We start from the raw sequence: 21,911 nt of genomic DNA on the forward strand, positions 1-21,911 counted from the left end.
AAAAGATTGGATAATGGTCGAAAAATATAATGTAACTTCCAATAAATGACTAAAACAGTACTATTTTGTCGAGAGAAAGGATACGAAGTATGAAAGAAATGCTACAGTTATTTCGCAACAAAGTGTATGCACGTTTTTTTCTAGCAAATATTTTAGAGCGACTCGGTTCTATGATTGCTGGAATTTCTTTAATGTTTTATTTGCTAGATCAATACGGAAAACAACCAGTTTACGCAACGATGACACAAATTATGATTGCATTACCTGCATTAATCTTTTTTCTATTAGTAGGGACAGTAGTGAATCGTTTTGATAGACAACGTATATGTACAGTAAGTAACATATGTTGTTCGCTCTGTAATATTGGAATCCTAATTTCGCTTTATTACGGGATGATTATACTTGTCTTTATATTTTTATTTTTGGAAAATGCATGTATACAATTTTTCTCTCCATCAGAACAATCGATGATACAGGGAGTAGTTGAATCAGACCAATACGGTGCAGCAGCGGGTATTAATCAAATGGTAAATAGTTTGTATGCTTTGTTTGGTGTAGGAATTGCAACGATGGTGTACTGGACTTTTGGAATTTATGGGAGCATTTTAGTAAATACACTTACTTTTATTACGAGTGGTATTTTGATTCAAACGATCTCCATTCCAGAAAAAGTTCGTTTACCAAATGGTAGAACAAAATGGAAAGAAGTTAATTTGAAGATGTTAATAACAGAGTTTAAAGAAGGGATTAGGTATATATACCAAAATGAAACTTTAAAAAAATTACTTTTGGGATTTATCGTGTTTGGTTGATTATTTTTTGTTACGTGTTTATTCCAAGCTATTTTACTAAGTGGGAAAAAGCGAATTCAAGGTATGGTTGAAGATGTTTGTTTTTTTCTGAATATTCTTTTTTAAAGGGGTAATAGTTATGTTGATGCGAACTGCTAAGTGGTGTGGGATTACTTGTTTACAATTATTCGCTGCAATTCTATGTATAATCTGTTTAGGTGCGCTCCCTCGATTATTTAAGGGATTACAAATTGATTTAATTGGTTTTTGGAACACGATTGTGTTTATTGGAGGAAAGTTACTCCAACCTTGGGAAATTACATATGGATTTCGAGATTCGAGGAAATTATTTCCGCAAATATGGATTCATTATTTAGAGACAATGTTTGTATTTATTTCGGCATTTTTACTGTCATTACTTATTGCGTATGTTCTCGTTGTGTGGGTATTACAACGGTCTCAATCAAAGCAACGAATGTGGAATGGGATTTTTGTTGTACTTGAAAGCATCCCAGATATTTTAATAATTTTATTATCGCAACTTCTAGTCGTAATAATCTTTCAAAAGACAGGCTTTATGCCAGTAAAACTAGCGGGGATTGGGGAGGAAAGGGCTCGCCTATTGCCAATAATATGTCTAACTTTGCCTACAACACTATTATTTATTAAGCTACTACTATTACGTTTCAGAGAAGAATTAGAGAAAGATTATAGTATATTTGCTAAAAGTAAAGGGCTTAGTTTACGACATATTTTAACAAATCATATTTCAAGAAATGTTTTGTTAACAACAATCTATTATGCAAAAACAAATATTTTATTTATGTTATCAAATTTATATATTATTGAATGGATATTTAATACGTACGGTATGTTTGTTTTTGTAAAAGAAAATTCGAAATTAGAAATATTTACAGTAAGTTTAATTATATTATACGTACCGCTTTTTATACTATTTCGTTTATTACATACGTTTTTACAAAATGTAATAAAGGAGCGTGTTTAGCATGTGGCAAGTTGTAAAAAGAGATGTGAGATTTTGGTTTGGTGTTACTTTTTTAAGCGTACTTATGATTGTTAGTATTGGAAATACTTTATTTTTCGATGGGAATATCCGTGAACTTACGATGATGTATAACGAAAAAGGAGAACTAGAGGCTGCTCCATTTTCACCGTCGAATAAATTTTGGTTCGGTAGTGATGAGAAAGGACGCGATCTTTTCCAGCTAATAATAGAAGGAGCGAAATGGACAGTTGGTGCGAGCGTAATTATAGCGATTCTACGAGTTATAGTTGGAGGAGGTATTGGTTTGCTTCTTGGTATGTATAGCAAACGTTCTTTTCCAGTTATAGCATCTTTTTTTGATCCGTTCAGCATTGTACCTATGGTTATGATTTCTTTTTTTGTGTTAAAGGAAGTTTTAGTGTTTGAAAATGGGACAGTACCAGAGCCGTTTCATTTAAGGGTAATATTTCAAATGGTTATCCTTACGTGTTTAGCGGTACCAACAATTATGTTATATACAGCGCAGGAAGTCCGTCGGATAAAAAGAGAAGAATTTATGATGGCAGCAACTGTGCTTGGGGGCAGTAAATGGCATAGAGTGAAAAATCACGTATGGCCACACGTATTACCATCATTTTTTTTACTTGTTGCTCAACAATTTGTGAGTACTTTATTACTTCTCTTGCATCTTGGCTTGTTAGAGTTATTTTTTGGTGGAACAATTATCTTTGGTACAGAGGCAGATAGTGTAACAAAAGAATGGACCGGCCTAATTGGTCAAAACTTCCGTCATTTAACTACTCATACATGGATTGTACTTATACCGATTGCTTTTTATAGTATGACAATTTTAGCTGGAAATCTAATTAGTAATAGCATGCAAGATGCGATTAAGTTAGGAAATGTGAGAAAGCTAGAGAGGGAAAGTAAAGAATTACAAGTAGAGAAACAAGTACAACCAACTATGAATGACTTTTCTTTTTATAGAGAGATACAAAAATAAAAAAGATAGCTGAAGACAAATTGTTTTCAGCTATCTTTTTTCGTTTAAAGTGGAGGTAAATCAATCTTACCTTCTTCAAATAATTCTTTTATCATATGCTTCGTATAACCAGCGGCTTGACCAAATGTGATTTTTGCTGGCATTGGTGCTTCGTTAGCATCTACAACTACATCAATAATACACGGTTTATTTTGTTTTACTGCATTTTCGAAAGCGGGAAGGAGTTCATCTAAATTCTCAACACGGTATCCAATACCTCCACACGCCTCTGCATATTTTGCAAAATCAGGGTTCGTTAAATCTGTTTCGAATTCGATATTACCCATAACTTCTTGCTCGAATTTAATCATCGCAATTTTATTATTGTTTAATACGACGACAACGATTGGCAATTTATATTTTACAGCTGTTACGAAGTCATTCATCGTCATTCCAAATCCGCCATCACCACAAACTGCAAATACTTGTTTATCCGGGAATGCAATTTTTCCAGCAAGAGCACCAGGTAAACCGCAACCAAGTGTTGCGAGCCAGCTAGAAATGACAAATTGCTGGTTTGTCATACGGAAGTGTCTTGCGGTCCATACTGTTACATTTCCGACATCGACTGATAGAATTGCGTCATCATGTGCTACTTGCTGCAGAGCATGCATAACGCGTTGTGGTTTAATTGGAATGGAAGAGTCTTCTTCTTGATCGTGTAATTTTTCTTCCCACTTTTTCATCATTTCTTGGTGATGTTCTAAGAAGGAATGGTCTGTGTGTTCTTCAACATTTTCAATTAACCATCGTAATGTTTTATCAGCATCACCAGCTAAACCAATATCTGTCGCATAACGTTTCCCGATTTGGGCAGGATCTGTATCGATATGAATTGTTTTTGCTTTTTCAGGTAAGAAGCCGGTGAACGGATAAGAAGTACCGACCATAATTAAAGTATCTGCATGCTTCATTGCTTCATAAGAAGGTTTCGTTCCAATTAATCCTAATCCACCAATACAAAGAGGGTGTTCATCAGGAATAATTCCTTTAGCTGGTAATGTAAGTACGATTGGAGCACCAATATGTTCTGCCAATGCAAGTAAAGATTCTCTCGCATGTTTTGTTCCTTTTCCAGCTAAAATCACAGGCCTTTTCGCTTCATTTATTGCGAGTTTCGCTGCATCTAAATCGTTTTTTTGTGGAAACAACTCAGGCAAAGTAAAAGAAGTATTTGTAACACGGGCACCATTTTTTACTTCGAATTTAGGGACATCATCTGGAATTGTAAGAACGGATACACCTTTTTTCGTATAAGCCATTCGAATTGCTTGATTCACTACGGCAGGTAGTTGCTCTGCTGACATAATACGCTGGTTATAAACCGCAACATCATCAAACAATCTTTCTAAATTTACTTCTTGGAAAAAGTCCGTTCCAAGTAAATCGGTTTCTACTTGACCTGAAATTGCTAGAACAGGGGCTTTATCGAGTTTCGCATCATATAAACCATTTAATAAATGAATAGCACCAGGTCCTGCAATTGCCATACAAACGCCAAGTTTTCCTGTTAATTTCGCATAGGCAGCCGCTGCTAATGCACCAGCTTCTTCATGGCGAACTTGAATGAATTTAATTTTATCTTGTTTTTTTCTTAAAGCTTCAATGATAGAATTAATGGAATCTCCAGGCATGCCGTATATGTGTTCTACTCCCCAGTCAATTAATAAATCAACTAATGCTTCACCGGCTGTTTTCCCAAACATAATTGTTCCTCCTTATAATAGGTAGATAACATTATGTTTTGGAAAAATAGGAAAAATATACAAATAAGAAAATTTATCTGGTTATTTGTAATCCAAGAATCAGTGTGGGAGGAACAAAAGTTTCACTTTAGCAACTTTAATGATGACCAGCGAATAAAGTGAACACTGTTATTAGTAAAAAACCACTAGTTGCCCACATTAGAAATGTAAGGAAAGAGAGCTGTTTCTTAGCTTTCCAAAGCATTTCATGAATTGTGACATATCCAAGTGAACCAATAGCACTTCCCATAATGAGGCCTTGCAGGTGAAGAGCTTTTCCTTCCATCAAAATGCCAAAAACTGTGCCAGTACCGAGAATAAGAGAAAGTAATAAAGTTGTTAATAAAAAGGAAATATATTTATGTTTTGTAAAAAGAAATGGAATAATTAAAGCTAATCCTTCTGGAATATGGTGAACGACGATTGCTATTAAAAAGGGAATGGCAGAGTCATTATGATTTATAAAAGCTGTACCTAACGCAAATCCACTCGGTATATTATGAATAAATATAGCGAAAGAGAGAAAAAGAAAGGTTTGCCATGCTTGTTGATCTTTTTTATGTATCATTGGATGGTGACAATAGTTATCTAATAAGCCCATAACTAAAATACCGATAGCTATACCAAGTATAGGTCCAATCATTTCATAGCTTGAAAATGTTTCAGGAATAATTTCAAGTGACAATAACCCAAACAAAATACCGCCACATAATGCGTATAAACGATGCATCTTTTCTTCAATGAGTTGGCGTGTTGCTACTCCAACAGCACCGCCTAATAGCAATCCACCGAACGAAAAAAATGTTACAATCATTGGGATCCATAAACGTTCCATAGTATCACACTCCGATTCTATTCCCTTATTTTTAGCTTACGAAAAGAAAAGTTAGATTAGTCCAAGTAATTGTGTTTGAGTATAGAGAAAAAAGTAGTGATTCGTTATAATCTATATATTAAACTTAAGTGAGGAAATGAAAAGGGGAATTGGTTATGCAACAAATTAAAAAAATAGGAAACTCATTTTGGTATATGACACCTGTTTCTGAAACAGATAGACCTATATTAGGAATGGTTGTTGGAAAAGAAAAAACGTTAATGATCGATGCAGGGAATTCAGAAGAACATGCACAATTATTTTTAGAAATGTTAAAAGAACAAAATGTATCAAATCCTGATTTTGTAGCACTAACGCATTGGCATTGGGATCATATTTTTGGATTATCTGTATTACGGAATGCATTAACTATTTCGCACGCTGAAACGAAAAAAGAAATGCAGACAATAGTATCTTATGAATGGACAGATGAAGCGTTGGATGCACGCGTAAAAGAGGGTACTGAAATTGAATTTTGTGCGGATTGCATCAAGAAAGAGTTTGAAGAAAAAGCGAGAAATATTAACATTATTCCTCCGGCCTTAACGTTCCAGGATCAAATGGAATTAGATCTTGGTGAGGTGACATGCGTGTTAAAACATGTGGGCGGAGATCATGCACATGATTCAGTTGTTATGTACATAAAAGAAGAAAAGATATTGTTTTTAGGGGACTGTATATATGCAGATATTTTTTCCTCGAAGTGGAACTATACGACGAAAAGAACGTTTGCATTAATAGATGAATTAGAAAAATTTGATGCTGAGACATATATTCTTTCTCATGGGGAAGCGATAAATCGAGAGGAGTTTTTACAAGAGATTCGCTTGTTAAAAGCAGTAGGAACTTATACAGAAGCTCATAAGGGCGATGAAGAGAAGATAAAGGCAGCGTACAAACAAGAACTAGATAGAGAATTAAATGAAGATGAGTTAGAAACAATAACGTATTTTGTCAATGGTTATGAAATGAATAATCTGTAAGACACTACATTAATCAAATATAATTAAATTGCACAAAAAGAGTATTGAAATTTAATTCAATACTCTTTTAAATATTAAGTCCCAAGCAATTTCTAAATTTTTTGGCTGGTTCATCATCTGGATTTATACCACTTTCAAAACTGGTAGTGAAAGGTAACCACTGCCAATCTTCGCATCCTACAAAAGCTACTCTTGACCAATTCTCAATGAATTCAATGAAATTATTCGCAATCTTATACCCATGTCCTTCTCCATCGTCGTGGCTTAGGTAAATTATTGGAGCATCTATATCATCTTTCATATCAAATGCTAAATAATCTCCATTTCCCACTTCACAAAATGCTAATTTGTTGTGCCAAACTACATCATATTCATCATCTAAATTTGAAAAAAACTCGTCAACCAAGTCTTTACGTTCTTTTTCGAATTTAGAAAGACTTTCTAAACTCCAGTGGGGTGTTCCGCAAAAAATATCAGTAAATTCATTTGGTAGCTCTACATCGTCAGGTAAAAACCAGCGTAAGCTAAAATTTCCTGAGAACTCTAAAAGTACTTTTTTGAAGCTATTTGGTAGTTTAATATCCAGTTTTTCTTCTACTTGGATTATTTGTTCAAGGGAAGATGGTTCATCTATATAAACTTCTTGAACTTCACCACCTATGTATTTAATTCTAGAAGTTATAATTTCTATTCGTTCTTTTAGTAACTCATAATCCATCTTATCACCTCATGTTATATTAATTAAAGTATATCATTCTTAATAAATTTTTTTCGTGTTATTGAGGTTTCAAGTAGCAGCTTTTTTAGCTAATTTAGTAATATATTCAAAGAAAACATCGTGTTTTACATCGTAAACGACATTTACAGGTCGTCCATTAGTAGTTTCCTCTGTACGTCCTTGGCTTGGTCCGTATGTATGAACAATACTATTAATTGTTTCAGTTTTTGCAAGGTTAGTGTTTCCGACAAGCGCGGTAGTTAGTACATCCCATAAATAGTAGGTAGAGTTCGTTGAGAAGTGAACGAGAGGGGGAACCATTGCATAGCATTGACCAAGGAAATCCATACCAATATACTTTCGTTCTTTTGCCCACTGTTCACGTATGTTTATAGTTAACGGAACTTGGTTTGTACTTTCTAGTGTCACTAAGTCGATTTTAATTTGTGCATCCCATACACGAGCCACTGCTTCAGGGTCCCAAAACGAATTCCACTCAGCTGTTCCATCATGCTCTGGTTCATGTACATTGCCTGCTGTAAGAAATGTACCACCCATCCAAACGAGACGTTCAATTTTATCTTCGATGATGGGAGTTTCATATAATGCACGAGCAAGGTCAGTTAGGGGCCCGGTAAATAATAAAGTTGTTTTTCCTTCCGTTTGTAGAAGTGTTTCTATTAAATGGTGATGTGCAGGCTTTGCCACCACGGGTGTTACAACTTTTCCAGACTCATTTAAAATTGGTAAAGCATCTACATAAAATGCATGCATCCGCCAGTCTTTCGGAAACGGGTTTTGCCCGCGAGAGTTTGAAGCGGCTACGGCAATATTACCTTTGCCGAAACGATCGATAATTTTACGACTGGCAGACATTGCGGGTTCTAAATAGCAGTCTGCTGGGATAACAGATACACCGGTAAGTTCAACGTTTTCCATTTGAAGTAATAAAAATAATGAAATTAAATCATCTACGCCGCCATCATGATTGAAGTACACTTTTTTCTTCATTGTAATCTCCATCCTATATGATTTAGTTAGAAATTAAATATGAATTGAGGAGAAGTCATCAATAATTTCCACCACTTCAATTTCTCCATTAATCAGTAGCTCAGGAAGCTCATTTCTAATATTTCCTTTCCAATACTCTCTAGCTTGTTCGATTTTTTGAGAAAAAGGAATACCATCTTCTTTCGGTAAAAGATTCCCGTCACCTTCAAAAGAACTTCCGATTACTCGTAGTTTAACAATCTGCAAAACTTCTCGATTGTAAGAATCAAATAGCGCTCTCCATTTCAAAGCATCCTCATAGCTTTTAGCAGCGTATAAACAAGATAATCTGGAAGGGTATTCAGGGAATTCTTGTAGTCTAACCATTTCTACAATTGTTTCTCTAACTGCTCTAATTGTTTGATCCATATAATTCATAACTACTTTAGCATTTTCATTATTTATATGTAATTCGTTATTTTTATAGTGTTTATTTAAAATTTGTATGCCATCTTCACCATTAGCATTTAATTGTTCTCTTTCAAAAAAGAAATGGTATAGAGTATTGTGTTGATTTTTGTTAAAAGGAATGATTTGTCCGATATGCATTTTTTTCCTTGTTACGATGTGATATGCGTAAAATTCTGCTTCATTCATGGTTATCCTCCTAGTAATAATGTAATGCAATGTTAAATTTAGTAATTCAACATTGAAATATATAAAACCTTTATAAGTAAAAGTGAGAATTTGAGTTGAAAGTAAAGAAAATACATGAAAACGTTTTAAATTTGTTCACAAAATGTTCACTTACGAAGGGGGGGGCAATGTCGATATAATGACAAAGACTCAAAGAGAGAGGATGATGAAATTTGCCAACAACAAGAAAGGAAAACCTCCAATTTGGCATGATGATGTGCCTTGGAATGGTTATCGTAATGACGTTTTACAATTTACTAATGAATGAAACAGGAGGATCAATTTATATTAAAGAGATTGCATTAGAACTATTAATTGGCTTTATTATTGCGCTATTAATTGAAATATTTATAGTTGGACCTTGTGCGAAAAAAATTGTATTCATGTTGCCATTTGATAAATCTAAGAAAATAAATATTATCGTTGCAATGGCGACAACTATGGTAATTGGAATGGTGTTCTTTATGTCATTTTTCGGTATGGCTATGATGCATTTACATGGTGGACTAAAAGGAGATTCATTTGTTTCAATTTATTTTTCGATTTTTATTAAAAATTTCATAATGGCATATCCATTACAATTAATTATTATGGGACCGCTTGTACGTTTCTTATTTGCAAAGTTTGTTATGAAAAAGAAATCTTTTAATGTAGCGTAATTTAAATTTATAAAACTTTATATATGAATAATCAACATAAACACATCTCGCATTTTTGAGGTGTGTTTTTTGTTCATTCCAAGTTATTTTCATAGTGATGTGACATTTGTCCTTTTGCGATTATAGGATGATGGTTTTTAATTAAGTCAGAAATAAAGGATGAGGAGATGATTTTTTGAAAGGTATTATATTTGCTGTTTTTGCGGGGATATTTATAACACTTCAAGGAACCTTTAATGCGAAACTTAGTTCACATATCGGTATATGGTCGACGAGTATTATAACCCATTTAATTGGATTCATTATTGCAACAACTGTATTTTTGTTAAAGAAAGAAGAGAAAGTAACAGATTTAAAGAGTGTGAAAAAAGTATATTTAGCAGCGGGTGCATTTGGTGGATTCATTATTTGTGCAGAAACGATGGCGATATATTCACTAGGAGTTACATTGACAGCTGGCACACTAATGGTTGCTCAATTGTTAACGGCAACAGTTATTGAAATGAAAGGACTGTTTCATATAAAAAAGATACAGATGGAGAGATATCATATTGTGGGAACAATAGTAATGATTATAGGTATTGTTGTATTTAATATGTAAATGAAAGGAGAAATGAATATGGAGGATAAATCAGCTTTAATTACGCATTATTTGAGAACCAATAAAACGCTCGAGATTTTTTCAGAAATAGATACAGCTTATTTTCAATTAAATCACTTTGAAAAAGGCGAGCTTATTTGCAATATAGATGACGAAATGGATCGTTTATATTTTGTTGTTAAAGGTAAAGTAAAAGTTTACACGATTACACCTGAAGGGAAGAAACTAATCCTTCGCTTTATCAATCCATTGGCCATTGTTGGTGATATTGAATTAATTCAAAATAGCAAAGCACATAATGTCGTTGAGGCTTGTTCAGATGTTGTAGCAATCTCTATTTCTAATACGGTTATTAGAAACAAGTTATTACATGATCCTATATTTATGAAGTTCTTGCTTGAAAACATTGCCAACACGTTAAAAATATCGACTCGTTTTACTGCTCTTAATTTACTTTATCCTGTAGAAGTACGTGTAGCTAGTTATTTGCTTTCAATTTCAACAGATAGTAACGGGAATATGTATAAAGGGGATTTGGATGCAACTTCAGTAACGAGTATTGCAGATTTTATAGGGGTAAGTTATAGGCACGTAATTCGGGTATTACAAAGATTTTATAATGAAAAACTAATTGAAAAGAGTAATGGAGTTATTGTAATTAAAGATTTTTCTAGAATGAAGGAAGTCGCTAAAGATAATATATATGAGCAATGAAAGGGAGAGGAAGATTTTGATTGGATTTAGTTTAGCTATATTAGCAGGAATATTAATTAGCGTACAATCTGTTTTTAATGCAAAAGTAAATGAAAATGTAGGACAGTGGTTAACAACTACATGTGTCCTTGGAATAGGTCTCATTAGTTCTATTCTATTTTATATCATTACAGAAAACAGTATTAACATTAAAGTGTATACTACAAATTATTTGTTTTATGTAAGTGGACTGTTTGGTATCGGGTTAATTATTTGTATAATGGGTGCAATAAAGAGCTTAGGCCCAGCATATACGGTGCTAATTAGTCTTATTACTCAATTGGTCGTTGCGTTATGCATTGATACATTCGGATTATTTGGAATGGAGAGTGTTCCATTACAAGTAAATAAATTAGTTGGTATAGGTTTATTAATTGTGGGAGTAGGAATTTTTAAAAATCTATTTTTGAATAAGAAAGCTATTCATATAAATGAGGATAGTGTCTAAAGAATATAAAGGGGAAAAGTGTAAATGGTCAGAACTTATACATTTAGATAGTAATAAGTGAGCGATGAGGAGAGAGGATAAATGAATCAGTTAATGTTGCAAGATGGTATACACTATTTGAAAATCAATGGGATTATGCATTGGTGTAAAGTTGCAGGGACAGCTCATAATACAGTCCCTCTTATTATAGTACATGGTGGTCCAGGTGGTAATCATTATGTATTCGAAAGAGCGCTTGGTTTGAAGTTAGAAGGAAATATGACTGTAGTTTATTACGAACAAAGAGGTTGCGGACGAAGTGAGGCACCACAAGATGACAGTGAGTACTCAATCAATACTCTAGTCGAAGATTTAGAGGAATTAAGAAAGCAATTACATGTAGAGAAGATAAATTTGTTAGGATATTCTTTTGGTGGACAACTTTGTTTAGAGTATGCTTTGAAATATTCGAAAAATGTTGAAAAAATGGTATTGCAAGCACCATCGTTAGATGATTTAAATGATATGTATACTGTGCAGATAGAAGGTTTTCTACAAGTAACGAAAGGGGAAATGAAAGAACAAATATTGAAAATAAGTAAGTCGAAAATTGCGCTAAAAGAAAAATATAATCAAGTTTGGAGTATAGTTGATACAGAAAATGTAGATCGACTATTGTTTAAAAATGAAGAATTTGCAAAGCTAAATCGGAGTCTTTGGGAGGAAAGTCAGTTAAGTAATACAGGGAAGATGAGCAAAGTTATTTTTGGAACAAAAGCATCTTTACCGCTTATTGAGCGTATTAAAGGTTTAGAAATTGATACGTGTGTCATAGTTGGAGCGCATGACTATAACACGGGTGTAGGAATGAGTTATAGAATAACGAGACAATTGAAAAATGGTAAACTTGTTATATTTGAAAATAGTGGACATTTCCCAGATATCGAGGAGATGGATAAAGTATGTGAAACGATTATTGAGTTTTTGGAATAAAAGGGGGATATTAAGGTCGAACCGAATTAATAGAGTTGAATTGGCTATTGGGATATTAAATCATGTAATATGCTAATTGTTTACTTGTAATTGAGGAAGAATCAATTAGTGTATTTGGAAAATAAGTAAAAAAGATCTCGTAAGGTGGAGGTCTTTTTTACTTATTATTTAATATTTTGAACTTATATGAACTGAAGTAGAAGAGTATGATAAGCACTTTCAGGGAACGAGAATATAACCGAAAATAAAATATTACTAAACATATATAACTAATGAATACAATGTCTTTTTCAGTTATTAAGTTGTAAATCATTTTATGATAAAATCTTTTACATAATTTAATAAAGGGGTAGTATTCAATGGGTTATTTCTCAAATGGTTTATTAGTTTTGTTTGTGCTAATCGTATGCAGTTGTATATTTTTTGGTTAATAATATAATGAGAGTCTTATATAAAAAGAAGTTATCTTAAGTGAGATAACTTCTTTTTATTTTATATTGAGAAGGAATTCTATCTTTCTTATTGAAGTTTGTTCTAGTTATTTTTACATCGATCAGATTTGTGTAAAAGGAATTTTATGAAATATAAACAAGCCAGAGAATAGGGAGTATTTACATGGAAAATAGTATACGCTACACAAGTGAACATCCTACAGATTTTAATGGATTATTATCCTTATACGAATCTTTAGGATGGAATTCTCTTAAATTAACGGTTAACGAGTTAGAACGAATGTGTAAGCAAAGTTGGTATGCAATTTATGTTTTTGATGATAAGAGGTTGGTAGGGATGGGGCGTGTCATATCAGATGGAGTCATAACAGGCATTATTTGTGGAGTTGGTGTATTGCCAAAATATCAGTCTAGTGGCATCGGAAAAGAAATAGTGAAACGATTAATCCAGCACTGTGAACAAAACAAGGTTATTCCACAACTTATGTGTGTAGAAAAGTTGCAATCTTACTATGAATCTATAGGGTTTGAAGCATTCTCTATTGGGATGACAAAACATATTATAAGATAGAGGTGCTTTATCCCGCTATTTGCCGGGTAGTAAAACCCCCACTGATTAAAGTTTCACTTTATATTTTCAGTTTACTCGTACATATTTTCAAACTTCAACATAAAGGAGAATGGCTGTATGGAGATTGCTAAAGGGATAGAAATGTTACAACTTGAATTTCAAGAATTTGTTATTCATCCAATTCTTTTATGGAATGATGAAATGGCAGTATTAATAGATACGGGTTTCCCAGGACAAATTGAAGATATACAAGTAGAGATGGAAAAGGTTGGGGTATCATTTGATAAGTTAAAAGTCGTGATTTTGACGCATCAGGATATTGATCATATAGGTAGTCTTCCGGAGTTGTTGCAGCGCTGTCGAAGTAATATTAAAGTTTATGCGCACGAACTAGATAAGCCATATATCGAGGGGGATTTACCTTTATTGAAGGACGGAAATATAGAGAACCGACCAAAAGGAAAAGTGAGTGACACTGTGATTGACGGGCAAGAACTTCCGTATTGCGGTGGAATACTAATTCTCCATACTCCAGGGCATACTCCGGGGCATATTAGTTTATATTTGAAACAAAGTAAAATTCTTGTCGCTGGAGACTCGATGTATAGTGTGAATGGAGTGTTAGGAGGAGTTCATGCCCCAACAACTTTAAATATTATGGAAGCACGGCAGTCTTTGAAGAAGTATTTAAATCTAGATATTGAATCTGTAGTTTGTTACCATGGGGGATTAAGTAAGGAGAATATAAATGTTCAACTTCAAAATTTGTAAAAGGTAAAGATAATAATTTTTTAATAATGGATGCTAAAGTGTAGTCTAATTGTTGGTATATAAATAAAACACTTAAATGATAAAAAAGCATGTTTGAAAAAATTCAAACATGCTCTTTTATTAAAGCAAATTAGTTTAATATGAATGACCTAATCCGTTCCAATAAAAAGAAACGATTTCTTGTGCTAATTCATCTATATTTGCAAGAATAGGATTGTGATTTTCATCTTTAAAATTCCCAATAGATAATAAAGATACGAAAGCATGAGCCGCAAATTTAGCGTTTCCTTTCGGAATTTCTCCGATGTGCATCGCATTATCGAGTGCTTTTTCTAGTACTTCATACATATTATCTTCAGCATTTTTTAATTGTTTCAATTGTTCTTCAGATAACGACAGTTTTGCATCTTTCATAAAATTTTTCATATCAATATCCATCGTTGCGTGTAAGTAAACTTTAGCGAAGTCTAATAATCTTTCTTCTAAAGTTTTGTTTGTAGAGAGTATTTGAGACATATTCTCACGTATACGTACCATCATTTCGATCATAGTAGCGGTAAATAAATCGGCTTTTGTTGAATAGTAATAGTAGACAGTTGCTTTCGTAACACCACAAACTTTTGCGACCTCATCCATAGAAACGACTTGATAATTTTGTGTAAGAAATAAGCGGGTTGCTACTTCTAAAATGGTTTCTTTTGTAGATTTTGTATTTTTATTTTGACGCGGCCTTCCGAGAGGACGTTGTTTTTGTTCCAAATACATTCGCTCCTGACATTTATGATTGAGATAATTATAACATAATTTTCAATCATTCTTGATTAATTAACCGACCAGTATATATAATTAATAATGGAGGAAAAAAGGAAGGTGGGTTTTTATGAAAAAGCACCCGTTACATATGTTAGGGAGGCTTGTAGCAGGGAGAAATACGCAGTGGATCACTTTATCGGTGTGGGTTCTTATTACATTATTACTTTCATTTACGTTACCACAAGTAAACAGTACGAAAGAACCGAATCCGAAAAATTTACCTGAAACAGCTATGTCACAGCAAGCGGAAGCGCTTATGAAAAAAGAGTTTCCGAATAATGCAGGGAATCCATTGTTAGTAGTATGGTATAGAGATGGTGGATTACAGTCACAGGATTATAAACTCATACAAGATGTTTATAAAGAGTTAAAATCTAGTCCTTTAAAAGAACAATCAACGTTACCACCATTTGATACAATCCCAGAGCAAGTATTATTAAAAAGTGCGTCAAAAGATGGTACATCATTTGTTACACCGGTATTTTTTAATAAATCTGCTGGTACGGATATATTAAAAGGAAATCTTGAAGAGTTTAGAAAAATAGTGAATAGTAAGGTGGATGAAGATCCATTTAAACAAAAAATAAGTGAATCTGGTTTACATGTTCGATTATCAGGACCTGTAGGTATTCAAACGGATGCAGTTAGTTTATTTAGTCAAGCAGATGTGAAATTGTTAGTGGCTACTGTACTACTAGTGTTAGTTTTGTTAATTTTACTGTATCGTTCACCAATTTTAGCGATTTTACCTATACTTGTTGTTGGCTTTGCATACGGTATTATTAGTCCTACACTCGGTTTTTTAGCTGATCACGGATGGATTAAAGTAGATGCCCAAGCGATATCAATTATGACAGTATTATTGTTTGGCGCTGGAACGGACTATTGTCTATTTTTAATTTCGAGATATAGAGAGTACTTGTTAGAAGAAGAAAGTAAATATAAAGCATTACAACTTGCGATTAAAGCTTCTGGCGGTGCAATTATAATGAGTGCATTAACTGTTGTACTTGGATTAGGAACATTACTACTTGCTCATTATGGAGCCTTTCATCGATTTGCAGTACCATTTAGTGTTGCTGTATTTATAATGGGAATCGCTGCTTTAACGATTTTACCAGCACTATTATTAATATTCGGTAGAATTGCATTTTTCCCGTTTATACCGAGAACAACTTCAATGAATGAGGAGTTTGCAAGAAAGAAAAAGAGGGCTGTAAAAGTTGAAAAATCAAAAGGCTCCTTTAGTAAAAAACTTGGAGATATTGTAGTACGAAGACCGTGGACAATAATTATGCTAACTGTATTTGTATTAGGCGGATTGGCTTCATTCGTACCACGTATTCAATACACATATGACTTATTAGAGTCGTTTCCAAAGGATATGCCTTCTCGTGAAGGGTTTACGTTAATTAGTGATCATTTCTCAGCTGGTGAACTAGCACCAGTAAAAGTTGTTGTTGATACGAAAGGCAAAGAGCTTCCTATTAAACAAGAACTAGAGAAATTTTCTTTCGTAAATACAGTGAAAGAGCCAAAAAAGGGAAAAGAAAATAAGCAAATACAAATGTATGAAGTTTCTTTAGCGGAAAATCCATACTCAATTGAAGCGTTAGATCAAATTCCTAAATTGAAAAGTAATGTAGAAAAAGTATTAAAAGATGCTGGGATTAGTAATGCTGAAGAGCAATTGTGGATTGGTGGAGAAACAGCTTCATTATATGATACAAAGCAAATTACGGAACGTGATGAATCAGTAATTATTCCAGTAATGATTAGCATTATCGCTTTACTATTACTTGTCTATTTACGATCGGTTGTTGCGACGATTTATTTAATTGTAACTGTTGTCCTATCATTCTTCTCAGCGTTAGGAGCAGGATGGATATTACTTCATTACGGTATGGGAGCGCCGGCCATTCAAGGTGCGATACCGTTGTACGCATTCGTATTTTTAGTTGCTTTAGGTGAAGATTATAATATCTTTATGGTTTCAGAAATATGGAAAAACAGAAAGACACAAAATCACTTGGATGCAGTAAAAAATGGTGTAATACAAACAGGTAGTGTTATTACATCGGCAGGTTTAATTTTAGCAGGAACTTTTGCTGTGTTAGGTACACTTCCAATTCAAGTATTAGTTCAATTTGGTATTGTAACTGCAATTGGCGTATTACTAGATACGTTTATCGTAAGACCGTTACTTGTACCCGCGATTACAGTAGTTTTAGGTCGATTTGCTTTTTGGCCAGGTAAACTTTCAAGAAAGAGTGAAGAAATACAAAAGGTGGATGCATAGTGAAAAAAGCCAAGGATATTTCCCTTGGCTTTTTTCAATGTAGTTAATTAATTTTTTGAAGTCAAATCATCAGCTGCAGCGTGATCAGCATCTTCAATTGTTGTTTCGGGCATTCCGTATAAGCCGTTCATTGCTTGTTCTTCAATAGTAAGGTTTGCAGTATTATTATTTTGAATAGATGTAGTATTTTCAGTAACATTTTCTTTTTTATTCATATTTTTTTCATTCATGTATGTATCCTCCAAATTTCATTTGATTTATCTATAGTATGTGGATGGATTTCCAGAAATATGTGAATTGATTCTTACATATGTTATATAATTAAATAAATAATTAGGGTCAAATGTATAAACTGTTAGGAGTGAACAATTATGGTGAAAGCAAGGGAATTAGCCTTCTAAAATAAAAAGAAAATTTTAGGAGGCTATTAGAATGAAGTTTCATGTAATTGATAGAGAAGATTGGAATAGAGAGCAGCATTTTGAGCATTATTTAAAGTTGAAATGTACATTTAGTATGACTGTGAATGTTGATATCACGATGTTATTAGGGGAAGTATATCAAAAGGGAATAAAATTTTATCCCGTTTTTATATATTTAATTTCTAGAGTAGTAAATAATCATAAAAAATTTCGAACATGTTTTAACGATGAAGGAGTTGTAGGCTATTGGGAGGAAATGATACCGAGTTATACAATCTTTCATAAAGATGATAAGTCTTTTTCAAGTATATGGACGGATTATTCAAGTGATTTCCGCACTTTTTATAATAATTATGAAGACGATATGAGATGCTATGCTAGTGTTCATGGTCTTTTCACGAAAGAAAATATTCCGCCTAATGTATTTCCGATTTCTAGCATACCTTGGACTAGTTTTACTGGATTTAATCTTAATATTAATAATGATGAAAATTTTCTATTGCCAATTATAACTTGTGGGAAATATTTTAACGATGGAAACAAGGTTATGCTACCAGTTTCATTACAAGTACATCATTCGGTTTGTGATGGATATGATGCGAGTCAATTTATAGAAGATTTACAGCAGTTAAGTAATACTTGCAACGAGTGGCTTAAGTAATATCTAATTTTTAATTATATAAAGTGAAACTTTAATCAGTGGGGTGTCAGCCCCCGCTGATTATTAGCCCGACCCCCACCTAACTTCTTTGCTTTCGCTGAATTTTGAGGTGGGGGTCCTACTGCCCGGCAAATAGCGGGATAAAATTGAAAATGAATAAAAGAAGAGAACATGTTTATATTACATGGTCTCTTTTTATTATTCATTAATATTAAGTAATCGTGGAAAATATAGGGTGATTTGTAGTTTAATAGTAAAGAGGGTGATTAGTGTTAATTTTCTTTGTTTTTAAAAAAATAAGGATATAAATGTTTTAATAGGGGGTAATAAAGTGAATTGATAATTATGCCATTCACAAAAATGGTTGGTTTGTAATAATGAAGGGGAAAACGAAAATGACGAAAATATCTATAGAAAAAGCTACAATTTTAGATGCTGAGAAATTAACAGAAATAATGAAAAGAACATTTGATGCAGAAGCAAAACAATGGCTATACGGCCAAGATGATGTCATTGATTATAACATTCAACCGCCAGGATATTCTTCAGTTGAAATGATGGAATATTCCATTGAAGAATTGGATTCTTTCAAAGTTGTAATGGATAAAGAAATAATAGGAGGGATAATAGTTACGATTTCTGGTAAGTCGTACGGTCGAATTGATCGTATTTTTGTAGATCCTGTTTATCAAGGAAAAGGAATTGGATCACATGTTATGAAATTAATAGAAAAGGAATATCCGAACATAAAGATTTGGGATCTCGAAACATCTAGTAGACAAATTAACAATCATCACTTTTATAAAAAGATGGGTTACCAAATGATTTTTGAATCGGAAGATGAGTATTGTTACGTGAAAAGAATAAAAACAAGCTCAAACAAAGCGAGTGTAGTTACAAATAAAGATATGAAAAATAGTCAATACGAAAACTGTAATTTAGCAAATACAGAGTATTATCAAGTGAATTTAAAAAACAGTTCATTTGTTGGTAGCAATATAATGAATATGAATATGAGTAATTGTAATGTAAGTCAATCCAAGTTTAGAAATATAAATTTTAGAAGGTCATCATATGCAGATTTAAATCTTTCTGGCAGTAAATTTAATTTGGTGACTTTAGGTGGAGTACAATTTAAAAATACAAGTCTCGGAGATGAGAAGGAACCTATTGTATTCGATAAATGTGATTTGGAAGGTAGCACTATAAGTAATAGTAATCTGAAAAATATTGAAATAGAAAATTGTGATATAGTCGGCATGAAACTAAATGGTATTCTGATTGAAAATTTGCTTGATTTATATAACAAGGTGAAAAGTTAACCAAATCCATATAGTCGTTAATATTTTTGGAAATTAAGTATTATATCGAAATAATTATGTAAAAATGACATAAAGAAATACGGGCGAGAAGGTCATTCGTGAACGTTTCTAGAATACACACAAATATATTGTTATTTATATGGAGGAGAGAAAGATGGGAATCAACGTTAGAGCAGTAGAAATACAAGATGCTAGAGCAATTCATCGTATATGTATACAGGATGACGTTTTACCGTATATGGTTTTCTTACCTAGCATGCGTGTAGAAGCTATGGAAAATAGAATTCGAAATTTAGCACCAAATCAATTTGAATTTGTTGCAGAATATGATGGAGAAGTTGTTGGGTTTGTAGGTTTAACACAAAGTCCGGGCCGAAGATCTCATTCAGGCGATTTATTCATTGGAGTAGACAGTGAATATCATAATAAAGGAATTGGGAGAGCACTTCTTACGAAGATGCTTGATCTGGCTGATAATTGGTTAATGTTAGAGAGAGTAGAACTAGGTGTGTTAGAAACGAATCCAAAAGCAAAAGCTTTATATGAAAAATTTGGATTTGTAGAAGAGGGAGTAAAGATAGGGAATTTGAAAGCTCATGGAAAGTTTATTAATGAAATTATGATGAGTCGTTTTAGACCGAATGGTTTAATTGTACATAATGAATAGTTAAAAGCATGACAGTATACTGTCATGCTTTTTTATTAGAACTTGGCTGCAATAAAAATAATACTAAACCAATAAAAATAACGGTAATTCCTAGTCCTTGTTGTAAAGAAATGGTCTCATGTAATATAAAGTACGCTAGTATACAAGTGCCAATTGTTTCACCTAAAATACTCATTGAAATTACAGTAGCACTCATCCATTTTAATAACCAATTAAAAATGGTTTGTCCTAAAATTGTAGCAATGAAAGCTAATCCAATAAAGCACAACCAAGTTTGTGTAGAGTAATGGATGAAAGATTCTTGTTGCGTGAAAGCAAATATGCCAAGAAAGCCAGCACTACTTCCATAACTAATTACTGAATAGGGTATAAGTGACAAATCTTTACGAACGTGTTGGCTAATGAAAAAATAAGCAGTAATGATACCGGCAGCAATAAATGCTAAAATATCTCCATATAAAGCTTCTCCACTAATTTGGAAATCTTGCCAGCCAATGATGATACTACCTGAAATAGCGATGAGGCAACCAATAACTGCTCCTTTCGTAAATCTCTCCTTAAATAAAAAATAACCACCAATCATTGAGAACAAAGGTTGTAACGTTACGATAACTGTAGAGCTTGCTACAGAAGTATATTGTAATGATTCAAACCATAGTACATAATGTGCAGCTAAAAATAGCCCAGATACGAATCCAAGTGCCCATTGTTTTTTCGTTAAAGTTTTTAGCTCATTTCGACTATTTTTATTAAATAGTAATAACGGTAACAGAATTAGTGTGGCAAAGAATAATCGGTAAAAAGCAATGATTGTCGCAGGAGCATCTGCCAATTTTACAAAAATTGCTGAAGTTGATAAGGCGAATACACCAAAAAATAAGATGCAATATGAAAGAATAGTTGATTTCAAAGTTTGTCCCTCCGATAGAATGTTTATTATAATAAACTTAATGTGATATAATGTACAAAAGTAAGTATATAAGTTCCGGAGATAATAGGGAAGGGTTATTTGCCTTTGTTTAGTATGTCAGCACAAAGACAACGAAACATGCATTATGATGGACGAAAGGAAGTTTTACTATGATACATGATAGGCTTGGACAAACAGTATTAAGTTATCGTAAGAAAAATAATATGACAATTCGTGATTTCGCTGATTATGCGGGGATTAGTACATCACTAATTAGCCAAATTGAAAGAGGACATGCTAATCCTTCTTTAAATGTTTTGGAATTAATTGCAAAAGCATTAAATGTACCGCTGTTTACACTTTTTATTAACGATATTGATACAGATTCGCTCATTTCTAAGAAAAAAGATCGAAAAAAAGTATATCGGGAAAACAATGATCACATTGTATATGATGTATTAACACCTGATTTTATGAAAGCACGTATTGAAATGTTAATGATGGATTTAAATAAACAAGCAAATACAACAGAAAGCCATTATTCCCATGAAGATAAGGAAGAGATTGCTGTTATTATGAAAGGGGAAGTGTATGTGGAATTGGAGGGAAAAGAATATTTTTTAGAAGAAGGCGATGTTGTACGTATTCCACCGAATGTGAAGCATCGATTTTTGAATAAAAGTGATGAATCGAATCACATTTTATTTGTCCTGACACCATCTTTAGGATGAAAATATAGTGATTT

The 21,911-nt window shown here is 33.0% G+C and carries 23 protein-coding genes and 1 pseudogene; 16 read left to right on the forward strand and 8 right to left on the reverse strand.

Going from position 1 to position 21,911, the window contains the following annotated elements; genetic code table 11:
* Positions 1–80: 80 nt before the first annotated feature.
* From NST90_RS11565 to NST90_RS11575, 3 genes and pseudogenes are all read left to right on the forward strand, one after another.
* Positions 81–809: pseudogene (locus NST90_RS11565) on the forward strand (MFS transporter); the annotation flags it as partial.
* Positions 810–930: 121 nt separating this feature from the next.
* Positions 931–1,797, forward strand: coding sequence for an ABC transporter permease subunit (locus NST90_RS11570; protein ID WP_000929104.1), 867 nt, complete (start codon positions 931–933; stop codon positions 1,795–1,797).
* Position 1,798: 1 nt separating this feature from the next.
* Positions 1,799–2,800, forward strand: coding sequence for an ABC transporter permease subunit (locus tag NST90_RS11575; protein ID WP_000267878.1), 1,002 nt, complete (start codon positions 1,799–1,801; stop codon positions 2,798–2,800).
* Positions 2,801–2,844: 44 nt separating this feature from the next.
* Here the strand turns inward: NST90_RS11575 and NST90_RS11580 are convergent, their stop codons facing one another.
* On the reverse strand, positions 2,845–4,545 hold the full coding sequence (locus NST90_RS11580; protein ID WP_000467225.1) for a pyruvate oxidase: 1,701 nt from the start codon (positions 4,543–4,545) through the stop codon (positions 2,845–2,847).
* A gap of 136 nt (positions 4,546–4,681) precedes the next feature.
* Positions 4,682–5,419 carry a ZIP family metal transporter gene (locus tag NST90_RS11585; protein ID WP_000440615.1) on the reverse strand — a complete coding sequence of 246 codons (738 nt, stop codon included), beginning with the start codon at positions 5,417–5,419 and terminating at the stop codon, positions 4,682–4,684.
* Positions 5,420–5,574: 155 nt separating this feature from the next.
* Between NST90_RS11585 and NST90_RS11590 the strand changes: the two genes are divergently transcribed.
* The gene (locus NST90_RS11590; protein WP_001184097.1) at positions 5,575–6,441 is read left to right on the forward strand and encodes an MBL fold metallo-hydrolase; all 867 of its coding nucleotides are present in this window, start codon (positions 5,575–5,577) and stop codon (positions 6,439–6,441) included.
* A 67-nt stretch (positions 6,442–6,508) separates the two neighbouring features.
* Here NST90_RS11590 and NST90_RS11595 read toward each other — a convergent pair whose 3' ends face one another.
* The 3 genes from NST90_RS11595 to NST90_RS11605 form a co-directional block, all read right to left on the reverse strand.
* Positions 6,509–7,159 (reverse strand): SMI1/KNR4 family protein, encoded by a 651-nt coding sequence (locus NST90_RS11595; RefSeq protein ID WP_025709637.1) that lies wholly within the window; start codon positions 7,157–7,159, stop codon positions 6,509–6,511.
* 69 nt (positions 7,160–7,228) lie between these two features.
* Positions 7,229–8,182, reverse strand: coding sequence for a nucleoside hydrolase (locus tag NST90_RS11600; RefSeq protein ID WP_113303728.1), 954 nt, complete (start codon positions 8,180–8,182; stop codon positions 7,229–7,231).
* Between the two features lie 21 nt (positions 8,183–8,203).
* Positions 8,204–8,806 carry a DUF2441 domain-containing protein gene (locus NST90_RS11605; RefSeq protein WP_001001045.1) on the reverse strand — a complete coding sequence of 201 codons (603 nt, stop codon included), beginning with the start codon at positions 8,804–8,806 and terminating at the stop codon, positions 8,204–8,206.
* Between the two features lie 212 nt (positions 8,807–9,018).
* Here NST90_RS11605 and NST90_RS11610 point away from each other — a divergent pair, with 212 nt between their 5' ends.
* The 7 genes from NST90_RS11610 (at position 9,019) to NST90_RS11640 (ending at position 14,072) form a co-directional block, all read left to right on the forward strand.
* Entirely contained in the window at positions 9,019–9,504 is a 486-nt protein-coding gene (locus NST90_RS11610; protein ID WP_016122471.1) for a hypothetical protein, read from the forward strand.
* Positions 9,505–9,679: 175 nt separating this feature from the next.
* Complete coding sequence (locus NST90_RS11615) at positions 9,680–10,105, forward strand: DMT family transporter (RefSeq protein ID WP_006918615.1); 426 nt, start codon at positions 9,680–9,682, stop codon at positions 10,103–10,105.
* Between the two features lie 18 nt (positions 10,106–10,123).
* Entirely contained in the window at positions 10,124–10,819 is a 696-nt protein-coding gene (locus NST90_RS11620) for a Crp/Fnr family transcriptional regulator (RefSeq protein ID WP_006918616.1), read from the forward strand.
* Between the two features lie 16 nt (positions 10,820–10,835).
* Entirely contained in the window at positions 10,836–11,306 is a 471-nt protein-coding gene (locus NST90_RS11625) for a DMT family transporter (protein WP_000579025.1), read from the forward strand.
* An 81-nt stretch (positions 11,307–11,387) separates the two neighbouring features.
* Entirely contained in the window at positions 11,388–12,278 is an 891-nt protein-coding gene (locus NST90_RS11630) for an alpha/beta fold hydrolase (RefSeq protein WP_044307223.1), read from the forward strand.
* 615 nt (positions 12,279–12,893) lie between these two features.
* On the forward strand, positions 12,894–13,301 hold the full coding sequence (locus tag NST90_RS11635; RefSeq protein ID WP_000431735.1) for a GNAT family N-acetyltransferase: 408 nt from the start codon (positions 12,894–12,896) through the stop codon (positions 13,299–13,301).
* A 117-nt stretch (positions 13,302–13,418) separates the two neighbouring features.
* A complete protein-coding gene (locus tag NST90_RS11640) occupies positions 13,419–14,072 on the forward strand; it encodes an MBL fold metallo-hydrolase (protein WP_025709635.1) in 654 nt (217 codons plus the stop codon).
* A 135-nt stretch (positions 14,073–14,207) separates the two neighbouring features.
* Here the strand turns inward: NST90_RS11640 and NST90_RS11645 are convergent, their stop codons facing one another.
* A complete protein-coding gene (locus NST90_RS11645) occupies positions 14,208–14,831 on the reverse strand; it encodes a TetR/AcrR family transcriptional regulator (RefSeq protein ID WP_000436025.1) in 624 nt (207 codons plus the stop codon).
* Positions 14,832–14,952: 121 nt separating this feature from the next.
* Between NST90_RS11645 and NST90_RS11650 the strand changes: the two genes are divergently transcribed.
* On the forward strand, positions 14,953–17,184 hold the full coding sequence (locus tag NST90_RS11650) for an MMPL family transporter (RefSeq protein WP_044307222.1): 2,232 nt from the start codon (positions 14,953–14,955) through the stop codon (positions 17,182–17,184).
* 47 nt (positions 17,185–17,231) lie between these two features.
* Here NST90_RS11650 and NST90_RS11655 read toward each other — a convergent pair whose 3' ends face one another.
* On the reverse strand, positions 17,232–17,414 hold the full coding sequence (locus tag NST90_RS11655; RefSeq protein ID WP_016122477.1) for a DUF4021 domain-containing protein: 183 nt from the start codon (positions 17,412–17,414) through the stop codon (positions 17,232–17,234).
* 202 nt (positions 17,415–17,616) lie between these two features.
* On the opposite strand from NST90_RS11655, the gene catA reads away from it, so the two are divergent.
* The 3 genes from catA to NST90_RS11670 all read left to right on the forward strand — a co-directional run bounded on the left by catA (position 17,617) and on the right by NST90_RS11670 (position 20,256).
* The gene (gene catA, locus NST90_RS11660) at positions 17,617–18,267 is read left to right on the forward strand and encodes a type A chloramphenicol O-acetyltransferase (RefSeq protein ID WP_000668526.1); all 651 of its coding nucleotides are present in this window, start codon (positions 17,617–17,619) and stop codon (positions 18,265–18,267) included.
* 377 nt (positions 18,268–18,644) lie between these two features.
* On the forward strand, positions 18,645–19,589 hold the full coding sequence (locus NST90_RS11665) for a GNAT family N-acetyltransferase (protein ID WP_043924656.1): 945 nt from the start codon (positions 18,645–18,647) through the stop codon (positions 19,587–19,589).
* Positions 19,590–19,743: 154 nt separating this feature from the next.
* A complete protein-coding gene (locus NST90_RS11670) occupies positions 19,744–20,256 on the forward strand; it encodes a GNAT family N-acetyltransferase (RefSeq protein WP_000512619.1) in 513 nt (170 codons plus the stop codon).
* A gap of 22 nt (positions 20,257–20,278) precedes the next feature.
* Here NST90_RS11670 and NST90_RS11675 read toward each other — a convergent pair whose 3' ends face one another.
* The gene (locus tag NST90_RS11675) at positions 20,279–21,166 is read right to left on the reverse strand and encodes a DMT family transporter (protein ID WP_000843092.1); all 888 of its coding nucleotides are present in this window, start codon (positions 21,164–21,166) and stop codon (positions 20,279–20,281) included.
* Between the two features lie 170 nt (positions 21,167–21,336).
* Between NST90_RS11675 and NST90_RS11680 the strand changes: the two genes are divergently transcribed.
* On the forward strand, positions 21,337–21,897 hold the full coding sequence (locus tag NST90_RS11680; protein WP_000581028.1) for an XRE family transcriptional regulator: 561 nt from the start codon (positions 21,337–21,339) through the stop codon (positions 21,895–21,897).
* Positions 21,898–21,911: the final 14 nt, after the last annotated feature.

Source organism: Bacillus sp. FSL E2-8900 (genome assembly GCF_037966225.1).
GTDB classification, from domain to species: domain Bacteria; phylum Bacillota; class Bacilli; order Bacillales; family Bacillaceae_G; genus Bacillus_A; species Bacillus_A cereus.

Coding starts and splice junctions, on each gene's coding strand:
- NST90_RS11620 (WP_006918616.1), top strand. CDS start 10,124: ATGGAGGATAAATCAGCTTTAATTACGCATTATTTGAGAACCAATAAA.
- NST90_RS11640 (WP_025709635.1), top strand. CDS start 13,419: ATGGAGATTGCTAAAGGGATAGAAATGTTACAACTTGAATTTCAAGAA.
- NST90_RS11650 (WP_044307222.1), top strand. CDS start 14,953: ATGAAAAAGCACCCGTTACATATGTTAGGGAGGCTTGTAGCAGGGAGA.
- NST90_RS11655 (WP_016122477.1), bottom strand. CDS start 17,414: ATGAATGAAAAAAATATGAATAAAAAAGAAAATGTTACTGAAAATACT.
- NST90_RS11680 (WP_000581028.1), top strand. CDS start 21,337: ATGATACATGATAGGCTTGGACAAACAGTATTAAGTTATCGTAAGAAA.
- NST90_RS11585 (WP_000440615.1), bottom strand. CDS start 5,419: ATGGAACGTTTATGGATCCCAATGATTGTAACATTTTTTTCGTTCGGT.
- NST90_RS11670 (WP_000512619.1), top strand. CDS start 19,744: ATGGGAATCAACGTTAGAGCAGTAGAAATACAAGATGCTAGAGCAATT.
- NST90_RS11580 (WP_000467225.1), bottom strand. CDS start 4,545: ATGTTTGGGAAAACAGCCGGTGAAGCATTAGTTGATTTATTAATTGAC.
- NST90_RS11635 (WP_000431735.1), top strand. CDS start 12,894: ATGGAAAATAGTATACGCTACACAAGTGAACATCCTACAGATTTTAAT.
- NST90_RS11630 (WP_044307223.1), top strand. CDS start 11,388: ATGAATCAGTTAATGTTGCAAGATGGTATACACTATTTGAAAATCAAT.
- NST90_RS11575 (WP_000267878.1), top strand. CDS start 1,799: ATGTGGCAAGTTGTAAAAAGAGATGTGAGATTTTGGTTTGGTGTTACT.
- NST90_RS11665 (WP_043924656.1), top strand. CDS start 18,645: ATGAAGGGGAAAACGAAAATGACGAAAATATCTATAGAAAAAGCTACA.
- NST90_RS11570 (WP_000929104.1), top strand. CDS start 931: ATGTTGATGCGAACTGCTAAGTGGTGTGGGATTACTTGTTTACAATTA.
- NST90_RS11605 (WP_001001045.1), bottom strand. CDS start 8,806: ATGAATGAAGCAGAATTTTACGCATATCACATCGTAACAAGGAAAAAA.
- NST90_RS11590 (WP_001184097.1), top strand. CDS start 5,575: ATGCAACAAATTAAAAAAATAGGAAACTCATTTTGGTATATGACACCT.
- NST90_RS11595 (WP_025709637.1), bottom strand. CDS start 7,159: ATGGATTATGAGTTACTAAAAGAACGAATAGAAATTATAACTTCTAGA.
- catA (WP_000668526.1), top strand. CDS start 17,617: ATGAAGTTTCATGTAATTGATAGAGAAGATTGGAATAGAGAGCAGCAT.
- NST90_RS11600 (WP_113303728.1), bottom strand. CDS start 8,182: ATGGAGATTACAATGAAGAAAAAAGTGTACTTCAATCATGATGGCGGC.